Annotated in this window: 14 protein-coding genes; 3 read left to right on the forward strand and 11 right to left on the reverse strand. The window is 65.5% G+C overall.

Annotated features, from left to right (window positions below; all coding sequences use genetic code 11):
- Window positions 1-50: 50 nt before the first annotated feature.
- Together PSO31014_RS07885 and PSO31014_RS07890 are read right to left on the reverse strand one after the other, a co-directional pair.
- Window positions 51-1,112, reverse strand: a complete 1,062-nt coding sequence (locus PSO31014_RS07885; RefSeq protein WP_150551092.1) for a CobW family GTP-binding protein — start codon at window positions 1,110-1,112, stop codon at window positions 51-53.
- A 91-nt stretch (window positions 1,113-1,203) separates the two neighbouring features.
- Window positions 1,204-1,698, reverse strand: coding sequence for a Fur family transcriptional regulator (locus PSO31014_RS07890; RefSeq protein WP_150551093.1), 495 nt, complete (start codon window positions 1,696-1,698; stop codon window positions 1,204-1,206).
- A gap of 148 nt (window positions 1,699-1,846) precedes the next feature.
- On the opposite strand from PSO31014_RS07890, the gene PSO31014_RS07895 reads away from it, so the two are divergent.
- Window positions 1,847-2,722, forward strand: coding sequence for a DMT family transporter (locus PSO31014_RS07895; RefSeq protein ID WP_150551094.1), 876 nt, complete (start codon window positions 1,847-1,849; stop codon window positions 2,720-2,722).
- A 19-nt stretch (window positions 2,723-2,741) separates the two neighbouring features.
- Here the strand turns inward: PSO31014_RS07895 and PSO31014_RS07900 are convergent, their stop codons facing one another.
- The 5 genes from PSO31014_RS07900 to PSO31014_RS07920 form a co-directional block, all read right to left on the reverse strand.
- Window positions 2,742-3,956, reverse strand: a complete 1,215-nt coding sequence (locus PSO31014_RS07900) for a class I SAM-dependent rRNA methyltransferase (protein WP_150551095.1) — start codon at window positions 3,954-3,956, stop codon at window positions 2,742-2,744.
- Window positions 3,957-4,076: 120 nt separating this feature from the next.
- On the reverse strand, window positions 4,077-5,123 hold the full coding sequence (xerC, locus tag PSO31014_RS07905) for a tyrosine recombinase XerC (RefSeq protein WP_150551096.1): 1,047 nt from the start codon (window positions 5,121-5,123) through the stop codon (window positions 4,077-4,079).
- A 58-nt stretch (window positions 5,124-5,181) separates the two neighbouring features.
- Entirely contained in the window at window positions 5,182-5,850 is a 669-nt protein-coding gene (locus tag PSO31014_RS07910; RefSeq protein ID WP_150551097.1) for a DUF484 family protein, read from the reverse strand.
- A 161-nt stretch (window positions 5,851-6,011) separates the two neighbouring features.
- The gene (gene dapF / locus PSO31014_RS07915) at window positions 6,012-6,863 is read right to left on the reverse strand and encodes a diaminopimelate epimerase (protein ID WP_150551098.1); all 852 of its coding nucleotides are present in this window, start codon (window positions 6,861-6,863) and stop codon (window positions 6,012-6,014) included.
- A 43-nt stretch (window positions 6,864-6,906) separates the two neighbouring features.
- Complete coding sequence (locus tag PSO31014_RS07920; RefSeq protein WP_150551099.1) at window positions 6,907-7,803, reverse strand: lipid A biosynthesis lauroyl acyltransferase; 897 nt, start codon at window positions 7,801-7,803, stop codon at window positions 6,907-6,909.
- A gap of 188 nt (window positions 7,804-7,991) precedes the next feature.
- Between PSO31014_RS07920 and metK the strand changes: the two genes are divergently transcribed.
- The gene (metK, locus tag PSO31014_RS07925) at window positions 7,992-9,170 is read left to right on the forward strand and encodes a methionine adenosyltransferase (RefSeq protein WP_017235129.1); all 1,179 of its coding nucleotides are present in this window, start codon (window positions 7,992-7,994) and stop codon (window positions 9,168-9,170) included.
- Between the two features lie 128 nt (window positions 9,171-9,298).
- Here the strand turns inward: metK and PSO31014_RS07930 are convergent, their stop codons facing one another.
- Together PSO31014_RS07930 and PSO31014_RS07935 are read right to left on the reverse strand one after the other, a co-directional pair.
- Complete coding sequence (locus tag PSO31014_RS07930; RefSeq protein ID WP_425494862.1) at window positions 9,299-10,663, reverse strand: coniferyl aldehyde dehydrogenase; 1,365 nt, start codon at window positions 10,661-10,663, stop codon at window positions 9,299-9,301.
- Between the two features lie 183 nt (window positions 10,664-10,846).
- Window positions 10,847-12,511, reverse strand: a complete 1,665-nt coding sequence (locus PSO31014_RS07935) for an isovaleryl-CoA dehydrogenase (RefSeq protein ID WP_150551101.1) — start codon at window positions 12,509-12,511, stop codon at window positions 10,847-10,849.
- Between the two features lie 289 nt (window positions 12,512-12,800).
- On the opposite strand from PSO31014_RS07935, the gene PSO31014_RS07940 reads away from it, so the two are divergent.
- The gene (locus tag PSO31014_RS07940) at window positions 12,801-14,480 is read left to right on the forward strand and encodes a GMC family oxidoreductase (protein ID WP_150551102.1); all 1,680 of its coding nucleotides are present in this window, start codon (window positions 12,801-12,803) and stop codon (window positions 14,478-14,480) included.
- Here PSO31014_RS07940 and PSO31014_RS07945 read toward each other — a convergent pair.
- Both PSO31014_RS07945 and PSO31014_RS07950 read right to left on the reverse strand, forming a co-directional pair.
- On the reverse strand, window positions 14,451-15,341 hold the full coding sequence (locus PSO31014_RS07945; protein WP_150551103.1) for a prepilin peptidase: 891 nt from the start codon (window positions 15,339-15,341) through the stop codon (window positions 14,451-14,453). The genes PSO31014_RS07940 and PSO31014_RS07945 overlap by 30 nt on opposite strands.
- A 2-nt stretch (window positions 15,342-15,343) precedes the next feature.
- A complete protein-coding gene (locus PSO31014_RS07950) occupies window positions 15,344-16,441 on the reverse strand; it encodes a type II secretion system F family protein (protein ID WP_150551104.1) in 1,098 nt (365 codons plus the stop codon).
- Window positions 16,442-16,455: the final 14 nt, after the last annotated feature.

The raw sequence follows: 16,455 nt of genomic DNA on the forward strand, positions 1-16,455 counted from the left end.
TCAACAGCCCTGATTAAGGGGTTTCCCGTTGCACGGTTCGCCGGTCCCGCTCAGACCAGACAGCGCTCCAGCCCTTGCAGGATGATGTCTTTCGGCAGCTCGGCACCAATAAACACCATCTTGGTGTTCGGCGTCTCATCGGGTTGCCATTTCGCGCCCACGTCACTGCCCATCATCTGGTGAACGCCCTGGAACACGACCCGGCGGTCGATGCCACGCATGTTTAATACGCCTTTATAACGCAATAAGCGTTCGCCGTACACCTGTAGGATGCTCCCGAGGAAATCCTCCAGCTTCGCCGGATCGAAGGCTTTCTCGCTGCGGAAGACAAACGATTTGATGGCGTCGTCGTGGTGGGCATGGGCGTGACCGTGGTCGTGCCCCTCGTGCGCGCACTGGTCATGATCGTGATCGCAGTGCGAGTGATCGTGGTCATGGCCGTGATCGTGCGCGTGTTCGTCGGCGCCGAGGAATTCCGGATCAATGTCGAGCTTGTCGTTCAGGTTGAAGCCGTGAAGGTCGAAGATCTGCTTGAGCTCGGCGTGGCCGAAATCGACTTCCTGCTGCGGCGCGCGCGGATTCATGTGCGCGAGGCGGTGCTTCAGCGCGTCCAGCGCCTCGGGCGTGACCAGATCGGCCTTGGTGATGAACAGGCGATCGGCAAACCCCACCTGGCGCTGCACCACCTCGTGCTGATCGAGCTGCTGCTGGGCGTGCTTCGCGTCGACCAGCGTGATGATGGCGTCGAGCCGGTAGGTGTCGGCCACTTCGTCGTCGATGAAGAAGGTTTGCGCCACCGGGCCGGGGTTGGCCAGGCCGGTCGTCTCGATGACCACGCGGTCGAACTGAATCGCGCCCGCGTCGCGCTGGCTGTTCAGGTCGGACAGCGCCTTCACCAGGTCGCCACGGATCGTGCAGCAGATACAGCCGTTGCTCATCTGCACGATCTGCTCGGCGTTGTCGTGGACGAGAATATCGTTATCGATGTTCTCTTCACCGAATTCATTTTCGATGACGGCGATCTTCATGCCATGCGCCTCGGTCAGAATGCGCTTGAGCAGCGTGGTTTTCCCGCTGCCGAGAAAGCCGGTCAGGATGGTGACGGGGGTCATGAATGCTATGTCCTGTTGTAATGCGGCGTACCTGACGCCGGCTGAATGTCACCCACTGTACCCGAGGTAACGAAAAGCGGCTGGGGACGCGTCAGTTGGGGGCGCTCGCGCACTGCGCGCAAGTGCCGTGAATCATCAGCTCGACCTGTTCGCCCACGAAACCCTTGGGCAGGCGCTTGAGTTCGCGCTCGCTCAATTGGGGATGTTGGGGCCAATCGTCAAGACAAAAGGTCCGGTGGCAGCGTACGCAACGAAAATGTCCGTGTTGCGTATGCGGGCGCGGCGATGTCGCCCGCTGCGGGTCGACATGCTCGGCCATGACGAAGCGGAAGATACGGTCGTCGCCGGCCTGCTTGATGGCCCAGCCCTGCGCGACCAGCCAATCGAGCACGCGGTAGGCCGTTACGCGGTCGAGCGGATCGGCGTCGGTGGCCAGATCGGCCAGCACTTCCTGGTGCGTGAGCGGACGGCCCGCCTTGAGCAGCATCGCCAGCACGCGCACGCGCCCCGAGGTCACGCGGCCCGATTGCTCTTGCAAGCTCGTACGGGCGGCTTCGAGATAAGGTTGTAGTTGAATAAGGCTCATAAATCGATTTAAGCACAGCACCGCCAGCACTGCAACGGAGTTGCAAAAGTGAGCCCCTCCTGACGAGCCCCGAAGACCGCCGGCCGAGTCTGTCCGTAAGTGAATGGGCAATGCGTCATACAATTGACGCAAAAAAACACCTCTCGCCATGTCGCTTACCGCTCTCGCCCTCGTCGTCACCGCCGCATTCCTGCACGCCACCTGGAATTTCCTCGCCAAACGCATCGACACGCGCGAAGGCGGCGGCCCGCAGCTCGTCTTCCTCTATGCGCTGCTGACCGTCGTGCTGTACACCCCGCTGGCGCTGTTTTTCCTGATCGGTTCAAACGCCGGTTGGCCGAATGCGCTGGGTTGGGGCGTGATCGCCACGAGCGCCGTACTTCACTACGGCTACACGCTGGTCCTGCAACGCGGCTACCGGGTGGGCGACCTGTCGGTCGTCTATCCGCTCGCGCGCGGCACCGGGCCGTTGCTGTCGTCGCTGGGCGCCATCGTGCTGCTGGGCGAACGCCCGGGCTGGCTGGCGCTTTTCGGGATCGGGCTGGTGGTCGTCGGCGTACTGATCATCGCCGGGGGCGAGCGCCTGTTCCGGCGCGACACCATGCACGCGGGCGCGGGCTGGGGCGTGCTGACCGGCGGATTCATCGCGGCGTATACGCTGGCCGACGCCTACGCCATTCGCACCCTGCTGCTTGCACCGCTCGTCTATTACTACCTGGAGAACGTACTGCGGGTGGTGCTCTCGGCGCCGATGGCATGCTCGCGTCCAGCGCGCATGGTCATGGTCTGGCAGGCGAACTGGCGCAAGATCGTGCTGATCTCGCTCATCTCGCCGATGTCCTACTTCCTGATCCTGACGGCGCTCAAGTACGCGCCGGTGTCGCACGTCGCCCCGGCTCGGGAGATGTCGATGATGATCGCCGCGCTGTTGGGCGTGCGTCTGCTGGGAGAGGGAGAGATGCACCGCCGCGTGGGCGGTGCTGTGTTGATCGCGCTGGGCGTGGTCGCGCTGACACTGGGCTGATGCCCACGAAAGCAAGCACTTACATTCGCTGCAACCAAAGCCCCTTGAGGTATTCGCCTTCGGGGAATTGCGTGAGCATCGGGTGATCCATGCCCGCCGACAGGCGGCGCAGAATGCGGGCGTCCACACCGGCATCGACGGCCGCGCCCGCCACGATCTTCTGGAACAGATCGGCGTCGATCGCGCCTGAGCACGAGTACGTCAGCAACTGACCGCCCGGGCGCAGCAGCTTGAAGCCGGCCAGATTGATGTCCTTGTACGCCCGCGCGGCACGCTCCACGTGATGGGCCGACGGCGCGAACTTGGGCGGATCGAGCACGATCATGTCGAACAGGCGTCCCTCTTCGCGCAACGCACGCAAGGTCTTGAAGACATCGGCGTCGCGCCATTCGGCACGCGCGGCATCGAAACCGTTGAGTTCGACATTACGCGCGCCGATGGCCAATGCGTCGCCCGACGAGTCGATGGACAACACGCTCTGCGCCCCGCCCGCCAGCGCCGCCAGCGAAAAGCCACCGGTATAGCAGAAGCAATTGAGCACGTCGCGGCCCTTGGCCTGCTGCTTCACCAGCAGACGATTGTCGCGCTGATCGACGTAGAAGCCGGTCTTGTGCCCGTTGCGCACGTCGACGTAATACTTCACGCCGCACTCGTACGTCGTCAGCAAGTCGGGCGTCTGGGGCGGCTCAGCCCCCGCCAGCACGCCGGTAAGGCTCGGCAGGCCTTCGCGCTCGCGCACGGCGGCGTCGGAGCGCTCGTAGACATTGGGACAGCCGGTCGCGCCGACGAGGGCGTTCACGATCGCGTCCTTCCAGGCTTCCACGCCCGCCGCCATGAACTGGCAAACGACTTGGTCCGTCACCGGCGCGCCGGGCGCCGACTGGTAGCGGTCGACAATCAGGCCCGGCAGGCCGTCGGCCTCGCCGAAGATCAGGCGGGTCGCCCCCGTGTCGTGCACCATCTGCTCGCGATAAGCGAGGGCGGCGGTCACGCGACGCTTGAAGAATGCATGATCGACCGGCTCGTTTTCATCGAACGTCCAAACGCGTGCGCGGATGGCCGACACCGGGCTGAAGGCGGCGCGGGCGAGAAAGCGCCCGTCGGCGGCGCGCACCACGACCGTCGCGCCAGAAGCCGGCTTGCCGTCCACGCGCGCCACGGCGGTGGCGTAAATCCAGGGGTGACGGCGCAGCAAGGACTTTTCTTTGCCGGGCTTGAGGGTCAAGGTATTCATGCGGGACGGACCAACGGTTGACTACGGGGTGACGGCAAGTCATCCAGCAGACAGAGAACGTGCGGGACTTGCTAAGGAAGGACGCGATTCTACACCGAGTCGCGCCGCCCACCGCAACGCTCAGGGCTTCTTGCGCGAGCGCGGATGTGCCTGATCGTAAACCTTCGCAAGATGCTGGAAGTCGAGTTTCGTGTAGATCTGTGTCGTCGAAATATTGCTGTGCCCCAGCATCTCCTGCACGGCGCGCAGATCGCCGGACGATTGCAGGACGTGCGTGGCGAACGAGTGACGCAGCATGTGCGGGTGCACGTGTGTCGGCAGCCCGGCCGCCAGCGCGTGGCGCGACAGCCCCTGCTGCACCGCGCGCGCGCCGATGCGCTTGCCGCGCGCAGACAGGAACAGCGCATGCGGCTCAGCCGTTGCCAGTCCTGCCCGCATGTCCAGCCAACTGGCCAGCGCCTGCGCCGCTTTCTCTCCCACGGGCACGCGGCGTCGCTTGTTCCCCTTGCCGGTCACGACCACCTCGCGTTCGGGCAAATCAAGCCAACTCAGGGACCGGTAGCCATCGGCCTCGACGTAGCGATGATCGAGGCTCGTGAGTTCCGATAGGCGCAAGCCCGACGAGTACAGCAGCTCGAACATCGCCCGATTGCGCACAGCCTCGGCCGACGTGCCGGAGACGAACTCGACGAGCGCCGATGCCTGATCCGGCGACAGCGCTTTCGGCAACGGCTTGGGCTGTTTCGGCGCGCGCACGCCGTCGACGGGATTGGCTGCCAGCGAGGTGCGCTGGGCGAGCCACGCGAAGTAGCCGCGCCAGGCGGAGAGCTTGCGCGCGATGGAGCGGCCGACGAGGCCCTCGCTGTGCAACTGCATGGCGAAGCGGCGAATGTCGCCGTGCTCCAGCGATTCGAGCGAGCGGCCGCGCGCCAGACGCTGCAACTGGCGCAAGTCGCGCGTGTAGTTCTCCAGGGTGAGCTCGGCGAGCTTGCGCTCGCTGGCGAGCGACGTCAGGTAGTGACGGATGCCCGGTTCGAGCGGCGTCTCGTCGTCCGACGCCTCGGCGTGCGCCCCGGGCTTGCGCGCGCGTTCCGGCGCGGCACGCCCGGCGCGAGCCTTGGGCGTGGCCACGCTGGCAGGACGCGGCGATCGGGTCGAGGTGACCATAAGGCGTGGTGAAGGGTGCCGTGAGCGCGTCAGTCCGCCCGGGCGCCGGCGACGCGCATCAGTCGTTCGCGCGCAGCTTGCTGAGCGCCGCGCCGGCCAGTTCCCCGATCTGCGTCAGGAAGTCGGTCGCCATGCCCTCGTGAAAACGGCGGGCGTCTTCCGAGCCCATGACGAGCAGGCCGAAGACCGGTCCATCCGTCACTTGCGGGTCGCGCAGTGCGAGCAGGGCCACCGACGCCGGATCGCTCGGCGCGCCGAGCCATGTCACCGCCTCGAAACCGGTATTGGCACCGCAATAGGGGGTCGCCAGGCTCGACGCGAAGATCTTCACCTCTTCGCTCACGCTGCGGGCGAAATCGGCCGGTTGGTACGGCGCGGCCACGTTCCACACGCGAACGGCCGCGAAGGGGACGTTGAAAACGTCGCGCAGGCCGCGGGCAATCGCGTCGGGCAATGCGTGCGGATCGCGCTCGCCGAGCAGGCCGAGGTTCCAGCGATGCAGCTTGGCCGAGATGTCGTCGTTCTCGTGCCCGTAGCGCATCAGTTCGGCGAGGCGTCGCTCGATCTGCTTGGTCTTTTCGCGCTGCATCTCGATCTGGCGCTCTTGCAGCGACACGGCGCGCTGGCCGTGCGGGCTGGTGAGCCGCACGCCGGCCAACAATTCGGCATGGCGTTCGAAGAAGTCGGGATGCGCGATCAGGTATTCCGCAATATCTCGGTCGTTCATGAGTGTCCGTCTGCTGTTCGTCAACTGCCGCCAGCCGCCCTTGAGCACAAGGGTGGCGCGCGGCCGCCAGGGTCGCTAAATCAGAGTCCGTCAGAAACCAAAATCTTACTGTGCTGCTATCGGGGCCTGTCCGCGTGGGACGCCGGGACCGACATTCGGCGTCAGATCTCGATCGTCCCTTCGAAGACCGTGGTGGCCGGTCCGGTCATGATGACCGGACCGCTTGCACCGTCCCAGTCGATGGTGAGCGTGCCGCCGTGTGTTTCGATGGCCACGGGCGTGGCCAGCAGCCCGCGGCGGATGCCTGCCACTGCCGCCGCGCACGCGCCGGTGCCGCAGGCGAGCGTCTCGCCCGCACCGCGCTCGTACACGCGCAGACGCGCCTGATGCTTGTCCACCACCTGCAGAAAGCCCGCGTTCACACGGCGCGGGAAGCGCACGTGACGCTCGATCAGCGGGCCGTCGGACTCCACTGGCGCGGTATCGACGTTATCCACCACCTGCACGGCGTGCGGATTGCCCATCGAGACCACGGAAATCCACGTCGTCTTGTCGGCCACGTCGAGCGGCCAGAGCGTGTCGTCGCCCTCGCGACGGCCTGCCAGCCCGCTGGCGTCGAACGGCACATCCGACGCCGTGAGGATCGGCGCGCCCATGTCCACGCTGACCTGGCCGTCGTCGCGCATCGTGAGCGTGATCAGGCCCTGCTGCACCTCGACGCGTACCGTCCGCTTGTCGGTCAACCCCGTGTCGCGCACGAACTTGACGAAGCAGCGCGCCCCGTTGCCGCAGTGCTCCACCTCGCCGCCGTCGGCGTTGAAGATGCGATAGCGGAAATCCACGCCAGGCTGCGTCGAGCGTTCGACGAGCAGGAGCTGGTCTGCGCCGACGCCGAAATGGCGGTCGGCGAGCGCGCGCCACTGGTCGGGCGTGAAATCGATCGATTGCGAGATGCCGTCGATCACGACGAAGTCGTTGCCGGCGCCCTGCATCTTGGTGAATTTGAGCTTCATGGCGCTATTGTAGTGGAGAAGGCCGACGCGCATTCGGCGCCCGTCAATACACGCCCGGCTCGCCGGGCGGGCGCGTCTTGAAGCGCTTGTGCACCCAGTAGTACTGCTCCGGCATCTTCAGGATCTGTTCTTCGAGAAACGCGTTCATCCGGCGCGCGTCGGCGTCGGGGTCGCCGCTGGGGTAGTTTTCCCACACCGGAAAGACCTTGAGGCGGTAACCCTTGTAATTGGGCAGCACCTCGCCGATGAACGGCAGGATCTGGGCCCGGCCGACTTCGGCCAGACGGGACACGGACGTCAGCGTACAGGTGTTCACGCCGAAGAACGGCACAAACGTGGAATTTCGCGCGCCGTAGTCCATGTCGGCCGCCAACATGACCGGCTTGCCCTTTCGGAACATGCGCAGCACGTCGCGGGCACTGTCGCCGCGCGCGATCATTTCCGCGTCGAAACGACCGCGCTGCTCGCGGGCCATGGCGTCGAACGCCGGGTTCGACATCGGCGTGTAGAGCGACGCGCACGGCCGGTGCAGCGAGTAGTTGATGAACACCGAGCCTGCCTCGATGCCCACGAAGTGGAACCCGAGCAGGATCGTCGGCGGCATATTCGGGTCGAGTAGGTCGACCGCCGAGTCGAGTTCGATAAGCCGCTCCAGCTTCTTGCCGTCGGCGAACCATTGCACGCTGCGCTCCGCGTAGCTGCGAATGGCATGCACGAACGACGCCTTGGCCACGCGCTCGCGCGTCGCCTCGTCCCAATGCGGGAAACACAGCCGCAAATTGGTGTGCACAACGCGCTTTCGCGAGCTGGGAATCAGGTACAACAGGTGCCCGAGACCGGCGCCAAAGCGCGCGACCCAGCCATAGGGCAGCAGGTTGAGCCCGCGCAGCAGGCCAACGCTCAGGTAGTAGCCGAGGGATTTCTTGGGTGTGGTTGCCATGTCGCAAGCAGGATTTCTTCAGGGGCGTATAATAAGCGACATCGCCGAGTTAACTGACAACTTGCGGGGCGATTCGAATGTGCCACCCTATCGAGGCAGCGCATTCGACCAATTTTCCGCTAAAGCGTCGCCGCTTCCCCTCCGATGACGGCAACGTGAGTCGCCAAATTCGTTTAGAGGAGCCAGAAGTGGCGAACGATTATCTCTTTACTTCCGAATCGGTCTCCGAAGGTCACCCGGACAAGGTAGCCGACCAGATTTCGGATGCCGTGCTCGACGCCATCCTGAAGCAAGACAAGTACGCGCGCGTTGCCGCAGAAACCCTGTGCAACACGGGCCTCGTCGTGCTCGCGGGTGAAATCACCACGACCGCCACGGTCGACTACCAGCAAGTCGCGCGCGAGACCATTCGCCGCATCGGCTACGACAACACCGACTACGGTATCGATTACAAGGGTTGCGCGGTGCTGGTCGCCTACGACCGCCAGTCGCCGGACATCGCCCAGGGCGTGGACCGTGCGCATGACGACAACCTCGATCAGGGCGCCGGCGACCAGGGCCTGATGTTCGGCTACGCCTGCGACGAAACGCCGGAACTCATGCCGCTGCCGATCTACCTGTCGCACCGCCTGGTCGAGCGCCAGTCGCAAGTGCGCCGTGACGGTCGTCTGCCCTGGCTGCGCCCGGATGCCAAGTCGCAAGTCACCATCAAGTACGAAAACGGCCGTCCGCACAGCATCGACACCGTCGTGCTCTCGACGCAGCACCATCCGGACATCGCGCTGGAAGCCCTGCGCGAAGCCGTCATCGAAGAAGTCATCAAGCCGGTGCTGCCGGCCGACCTGATCAAGGGCGACATCAAGTTCCTGGTGAACCCGACCGGTCGTTTCGTGATCGGTGGCCCGCAGGGCGACGCCGGCCTCACGGGCCGCAAGATCATCGTCGACACGTACGGCGGTGCCGCACCGCACGGCGGGGGCGCGTTCTCGGGCAAGGACCCGTCGAAGGTCGATCGCTCGGCCGCCTACGCGGGTCGTTATGTCGCGAAGAACATCGTGGCCGCCGGTCTTGCCTCGAAGTGCGTGATCCAGGTGTCGTACGCCATCGGCGTGGCGCGACCGACGTCGGTCATGGTCAACACCTTCGGCACGGGCAAGATCAGCGATCAGCGTATCGCCGAGCTGGTCGAGAAGCACTTCGACCTGCGTCCGAAGGGCATCATCCAGATGCTCGACCTGCTGCGTCCGATCTACGAGAAGACCGCCGCCTACGGTCACTTCGGCCGTGAAGAGCCGGAATTCTCGTGGGAAGCGACCGACCGCGCCGACATCCTGCTGGCCGACGCCGGCCTGCGCGCCGTGGCCTGATCCAGTATCGCTCGCGTGGTACCCGCCGGTCTCGACCGGCGAGCGCACGACACAACCCCCGCTCGGGTCGAACCGGCGGGGGTTTTGTTTTATCGCGACGTCGGATGCCCGAGGTCAGCGCTCAGAGGTCAGCGCATCAATTGCCGGATCATCGTGGCGAACACCTTGCCATAGGGCGGGTTGAGCAGCCCAGCACCGTTCCAGCGCGCCTGCCGGAAGATCGGCTTCTCCTTGGAGAACGTTCGGAAGCCTGCTTCGCCGTGGTATCCGCCCATGCCCGACGGCCCTACGCCGCCGAACGGCAGCGCATGCTCCGCAACGTGCAGCAGTGTGTCGTTGATCGTCACGCCGCCGGAAATCGTGCCGTCGACGACACGGCCAATGCGCGTGTTGTCGGTATCGAACACATACAGCGCGAGCGGACGCGCACGCTCATTGACATAGGCGATGGCGGCGTCCAGGTCGTCGTAGGGCACCACAGGCAACAGCGGCCCGAAGATCTCCTCGCGCATCACGCGCATGCCGTCGTGCACGCCAGTGAGCACCACGGGCGGCAGCCGCCTGCGCGCTGCCTGCGCCGGGGTATCGAACAGCGCGTGCGACGTGGCGCCCTGCGCCGCCGCCTCGGCGGCAAGCCCGGACAACCGCTCGAAGTGCCGCGACGACACGATGCTCGTGTATTGCGGATTGTTCACGGCGTCGGGATACAGGCGCGCCGCCACCTGCCGCGCCGTGGCAACGAAGGCGTCGAGCTTGTCGCGCGGCACGAGCACATAGTCGGGCGCCACGCAGGTCTGACCCGCGTTGACCAGCTTGCCGAGCATGATGCGCTCCACCGCATGCTCCCAGCGCGCCCCCGGCCCGATGATGGCCGGCGACTTGCCGCCGAGTTCGAGCGTCACCGGCGTGAGGTGTTCGCTGGCCGCACGCATCACATGATGGCCGATCGACGTCGCGCCAGTGAACAGCAGATGGTCGAACGCCAGCGTCGAGAACGCGCGCGCGACCTGCGCGTCGCCAGTCACGACGGTGACCCATTCCGGCGGGAAGGTCTCGGCCACGGCGGCCGCAAAAGCGTCCGCGAAGCGCGGCGTGACCTCGGAGACCTTGATCATCACCCGATTGCCGGCGGCCAACGCGTCGGTGAGCGGACCGACGGCCAGAAACAACGGGTAATTCCACGGCACGATCACGCCGACGACACCGAGCGGCTGCGGCACGACGGCGCGTCGCGCCGGCAGCATCCACAGGTTTGCCCAGCCGCGCGACCCACGCATCCAGCGACGCGTATGCGCAAGCGCATGCTTCAGGTTGCCGTGCGACGGAAACAGTTCCAGCATGTCCGTTTCCTGCGCCGAGCGGCCGCCGAAATCCGCATCGATGGCGTTCGCGAACGCTTCACGAAACTTGTGAAGCATCGCTTGCAGCGCTTTCAGGTGACGCTTGCGCGTCGGCCAATCGACTTGCGGCGCGGCGTCGTGTGCGCGGCGCATCGCGTCGAAGCGCGGCAATAGCAACGCGCGGGCGATGTCGTCGTCGGTCGAGGTATTCCGTGCCGACGACGGTGTCGCCTCATGCAACCCGTTCAATTCATGTTGGTATCCCATGCCTTCTCCTTCCTGAGGTCGCAGGTGCCCCGTAGGTGCCGCCCAACGCCATCGATATATTGTTATCCGTTATGCGAGAAAAGCCCGGTCGAGCCAGGCGCGTTGCACTGCCACCGCGAGCGTGTCCGGCATGACGCCGTACACTCGCCCGCCCGCGTTCGAGAAACGGCTTTCGATGAAGCCATGCGCCAACTCGGTCGGCGCGTGTTCTAGCAACAGCGCTGCCTGTGCCAGCAGAACCACCTGCTGTGCAATCGCACGCGCGCGGGCCGCGTGCGTTGCCGGATCGGCCGCCAGCCAACCATGCAGCTGTGCCAGCGCCGCGCGCAGCGGCGCATGCGATCCCGTGCGTTCGCCGAGCCATCGGAACCAGTGTTGTGCGACGTCAGGCTCTCGGCTCATGGCGCGCAACACATCGAGACACATCACGTTGCCCGAGCCTTCCCAGATCGAATTGACGGGCGCCTCGCGATACAGCCGCGCCAGCGGGCCGGTCTCGACATAACCGTTGCCGCCCCACACCTCCATGCACTCACCCGCGAGTTCGAGCGCACGCTTGCACACCCAGAACTTCGCGGCAGGCAGCACAATGCGGCGCCACGCCCGGTCATGCGGCGAATCGTTGTCGGACACGCCCGCATCGAACGCCTGCGCCAGCCGCATGGCCAGCCACGTTGCCGCCTCCGACTCCAGCGCGAGGTCCGCGAGCACCGTCGTCATCAGATCCTGATCGACGAGCTTCGCCCCGAACGCCGAGCGATGGCGCGCGTGATGAATCGCCTGCACGACACCCGCGCGCATCATGGCGGCACTGCCGATCACGCAGTCGAGCCGCGTGTACGTCGCCATCTCGATGATGGTGGGAATCCCTCGCCCCGGCGCGCCGACGCGCGTGCCGTAGGCCCCCTGCAACTCGACTTCACTGCTCGCATTGGAGCGATTGCCGAGCTTGTCCTTGAGACGTTGCACTTGCACGGCATTCTTGCGTCCGTCCGGCGCATAGCGTGGCACGAAGAAGCACGACAGCGCGTCGCTGTCGGCATCGCGGGCGAGTACCAGGTGCGCGTCGCACTGCGGCGCCGAAAAGAACCATTTGTGCCCGACGAGCGAGAACGTGTCGTCACCGCAGTCGGTGGCCGTCGTGGTATTGGTGCGCACGTCGGAGCCGCCTTGTTTCTCCGTCATCCCCATGCCGATGAGGATGGCGTGCTTCTGCGCGAGCGGCACGTCGCGCGGATCATGCTGCGGCGCGAGCAACTTGTCCTTGATCGACGCGAAGCACGTCGGCTCCTTGGCGAGCACGGGAATGCTCGCGAACGTCATGGTCGTGGGGCACAACGCACCCGCCTCGTTCTGCGCGTGCAGGAAATATGCGGCCGTGCGCGCCACCATCGCGCCGTCGCGCGGATGCGCCCACGGCAACGACTGCAGTTCGGCCCCCCGCAACAAACCCATGAGCGCATGCCACGACGGATGAAACTCGACGCGATCGATGCGATTGCCTTGCGAATCGAACGATTGCAGTTCCGGCGCGTGACGATTGGCCGCCTCCGCCCACGCCTGCACCTCGGCTTCGCCCAGGCGAGCGCCCTGGCGGTGCAGCGTTGTCGCATGCCACCCCGCGCCGAAGGCCGCCACTGCGGCTTGCAGCGCGGCGTCGGTGGCGTAAAGGTTGTAGTCCGTAAGCGGCGGCACCTGATTGGTGACGTCGTGGGTCTGCCAGGCTTGCGTCATCCGTGTCTCCGTATGCCCAATTGCCGTATGTGACGGTCACGCCAAGGGGATCCTTTCATCATAGCGGCTAGGTTCGCGCGCTCCCATAAATTAGAGGATTGCTTCACATCCCCCCCGGGCGCAGGGATTGTCTGCCTACAATGAGTGCCGCTCCGAGGGGTCGCCCATGAGGTGGCGTCACGCGCAGCGCGACACGAAAGAATGGCGCACAGAACGACAAGCAGAAAGCAGCGAACAAGACGTCAAAAAAAACAGTAGATGCAGTGCCCATCCAAGGGAGGATGACAGCATGGACTACGACTACATCATTGTCGGCGGCGGCTCGGCCGGTTGTGCCTTGGCGGCGCGATTGGCCGACGGTGCGCCGGGCAGCACGATCGCGCTGATCGAAGCGGGTCCGCCCGACAACAGCTTTCTCGTGCGACTACCGCTCGGTCTTGCCGCATTGGTGCCGTTCCGGTCACGGCGCAACTATGGCTATCGCACGACGCCGCAGTCGGGGCTGGCCGGACGTCAGGGCTATCAGCCGCGCGGACGCGGTCTCGGCGGTTCGAGTTCGATCAACGCGATGATCTACACGCGCGGTCACCCGGACGATTACAACGCGTGGGCGCAGGCCGGCTGCACGGGCTGGGGATGGGACGACGTGCTGCCGTACTTCCGTCGCAACGAGAACAACGAACGCGGCGCAGACGCCTGGCACGGCACCGGCGGCCCGCTCAACGTTGCCGATCTACGCACGGTCAATCCGTTCTCGCAACACTACGTCGACGCCGCGCGCGAAGCCGGGTTTCCGGTGAGCGACGATCTCAACGGTCCGCACTACGAAGGCGCGGGCATTTATCAGGTGACGCAAAAAGACGGTCAGCGGTGGAACGCCGCACGCGCCTATCTGCAAGGAAAATCACGCGCGAATCTTCATGTCATCACCGATGCGCTGGTGCAGCGCGTTGTCTTCGAGGGCAAGCGCGCGACCGGCGTCAAAGTGCAACGGCGCGGCGCGCTGGAGACGCTGCGTGCACGCGCCGAAGTCGTGCTGAGCGCCGGGGCGTTCAATTCGCCGCAGTTGCTGATGTGTTCGGGGATTGGCCCTGCCGAACATTTGCGCTCGCATGGCGTGGAGGTACAAGTCGATGCCCCGGGTGTCGGAGAGAACTTGCAGGATCACATCGACTTCATCATCAACAAATACGTGGCGCATCGCGATCTGGTCGGCTACACGCCCGCGGGATTGTGGCATCTGCTCACACAGGGGCTGGACTATCTGCGCGATCGGCGCGGTCTGTTCGCCAGCAACGTGGCCGAGGCGGGCGGCTTTCTGAAGAGCGATCCGTCGCTGGCGCGCCCCGATTTGCAGATGCACTTTCTCGTCGGCATCTGCGACGACCACAATCGTCGCCTGCATCTGCGACGCGGCCTGTCTTTGCACGCCTGCGTCCTACATCCCAAAAGCCGCGGACGCGTGACGCTCGCCAGCGCCGACATGCGTGACGCGCCGCAAATCGACCCCGCGTTTCTGCAAGCGCAGGAAGACGTCGACACGTTGCTGCGCGCGGTACGTGTGATCCGCCGGATTCTCGCGGCGCCGTCGCTCGCGCAGTTCGGCGGCGAAGAGTTGCACAGCCGGGGCATCGAGTCGGACGAAGCGCTCACGGCGCTGATCCGTGCGCGCGCCGACACCATCTATCACCCTGTCGGCACCTGCCGCATGGGCAGCGATGTGGCGTCGGTCGTCGATGCGCAATTGCGCGTGCGCGGCGTGGAGGGTTTGCGCGTGGTCGATGCGTCGATCATGCCCACGCTCATCGGCGGCAACACCAACGCCCCATCGATGATGATCGGCGAAAAGGCCGCGGACCTGATGTTGTCCGGCGCGGGTAGATTGACGCAGCGCGTTGGATCGGCATCCGTCGACACCGCGCCGCACGCACCCGCGACGTTAGCCGCCCGGGCGCAGCCACAGATCTAGGAAAGGCTCGCCCCACAGCAGGCTCGCCACCGCGCCCAAGCATAGCCAAGGACCGAACGGCAGCGGCTCGCGCAACGCGCGGCCGCGCCACACGCCGAGGCCAGCGAAAGCGAGCGTGGCCGCCAGCGCGCCGAAGGCCAGCATCAGCGGCGTGCCGATCCAGCCCAGCCATGCGCCACACGCGGCGACGAGCTTGGCGTCGCCGCCGCCAAGTCCGTCGACACCGGTCAGCGCCCGATACGCGCCCCCCATCGTCGCCATGACGCCATACCCCAACGCAGCGCCGAGTACGGCGTCGTCGATGGGTAATGTCAGGCCCGCGACGCTGCCCAGCAAGCCGGCCCACAGCAGCGGCAACGTGAGCGCATCGGGCAACAGCCGCGTGTCGATGTCGATCAGCGAAAGCGCCAGCAACGTCGCGCCGAAGCCGCACCATGCCAGCATCGCGACGTACTGCGCCGACGGCGCGAACGTCCAGGCGAGCATCGCGAACATGATACCCACGGCCAACTCAACAAGCGGGTAGCGCAGGGAAATCCGCGCGCGGCAACATGCGCACCGGCCACGCAGGAAGACATAGCTGAGCACCGGGACATTGTGACGCGCGGCGATGCGGGTCTCGCAATGCGGGCAGCGCGACGGCGGCCACGCGAGGTTGAACTTGGGCGTGACCGGCGGCGGCTCGCCTGCCCACGTTGCGGCGTCGTGCGCCCATTGCCGCTCCAGCATGCGCGGCAGACGACACACGACGACGTTCAGAAAGCTTCCGACGAACAGCCCCAGCATCGCCATCGCCACCACCACCGCTTCGCGCGGCAGTGCCCGAAAGGCATCCCCAACGTTATCGATGAGCAGCGGCATCGTCAGAACATCGACTCCGCATACTCACCCGCCGCGTGACCGATCTGCAACATGCCGCCCACAGTGAAGATGATCGTCAGACCGACCATCGCCATCAGCACCGAGCGCAGCGCGGCGGAACGCGCCTTGACGCGCTCCGCGACTTCCTCGATGGTCATCAGGCCGATCTTGCGAATGCCGGCGTCGAAGTTGGTGCGTCCCGCGTATTCGACCAGACGATCGAAGACCTCCTCGTTGAAGATGCCGGTGTCCATCGCCTTGACCAGGCTTCGCTCGCTCTTGAGCGATGCGCGCATGCGCAGCAGGTGCGAGCGCATCCAGGGCGACGCGCCCACGAGCAACAGCGAAACGGCGTCGAACACCGACGTCTTCGCCCCCGTCAGTGCGGCGAGCGCCACGAGGAACTCGCCCGCCCGCACATCGCGATACACGGCGTACGGGCCGAAACGGTCGGCGCGTCGACGCAGCGGCCCCGCCCATCGACTCAGCGACAGCGAGATCGCCACCACGATCGCAAGCGGCACGCCATAGAGCAACGGCCACCAGTTCGCCACGAAGCCCGACAGGACATATAGCCCCTTGCCCACGAGCGGAAACCGCTCGGGCGGCATGATCTCGATCATGATCGGCATCATGCCGTAGGCCACGCCCAACTGGATCGCGGCGAGCAGCACCGACATGAAAATCGGCAGCACCACGGCCCCGGCAATCGCCGCGCGGGTTTGCTGCTGCAAGGTGACCACACGCGCGAGAAAGCGCAGCGTGCCGGCCAGGTCGCCCTTTTCCCCGGCCGAGATCACGATCAGATCTTCGTCGGGAATCGTGCCCTGCCACGACTTGCGCAGGTTCTTCGAGCTGGCGCGGTCGCGCCATATGGCATAGAGCGGCGCCATCGGATTGCGCCGCTCCTTCGCGCGCGCATATCGGCGGGAAAACAGTTCGAACGGATTGGCACCGTCCTCGATGGCGTCGGCGAAGTCGCTGTAGAACTTCGCGCGCATCTTGCGAAAATGACGCTTCGCCCGGCTCAGTCCCGGGTACGGGTCGCGCGCAGGCGACAGCTTGGCTAGCAGATGATTGACGGCTTCGAGCATAGGCATTTGAAGGGCGTTTC

The organism is Pandoraea soli, from assembly GCF_902459595.1.
In the GTDB taxonomy this organism is placed as follows: Bacteria; Pseudomonadota; Gammaproteobacteria; order Burkholderiales; family Burkholderiaceae; genus Pandoraea; species Pandoraea cepalis.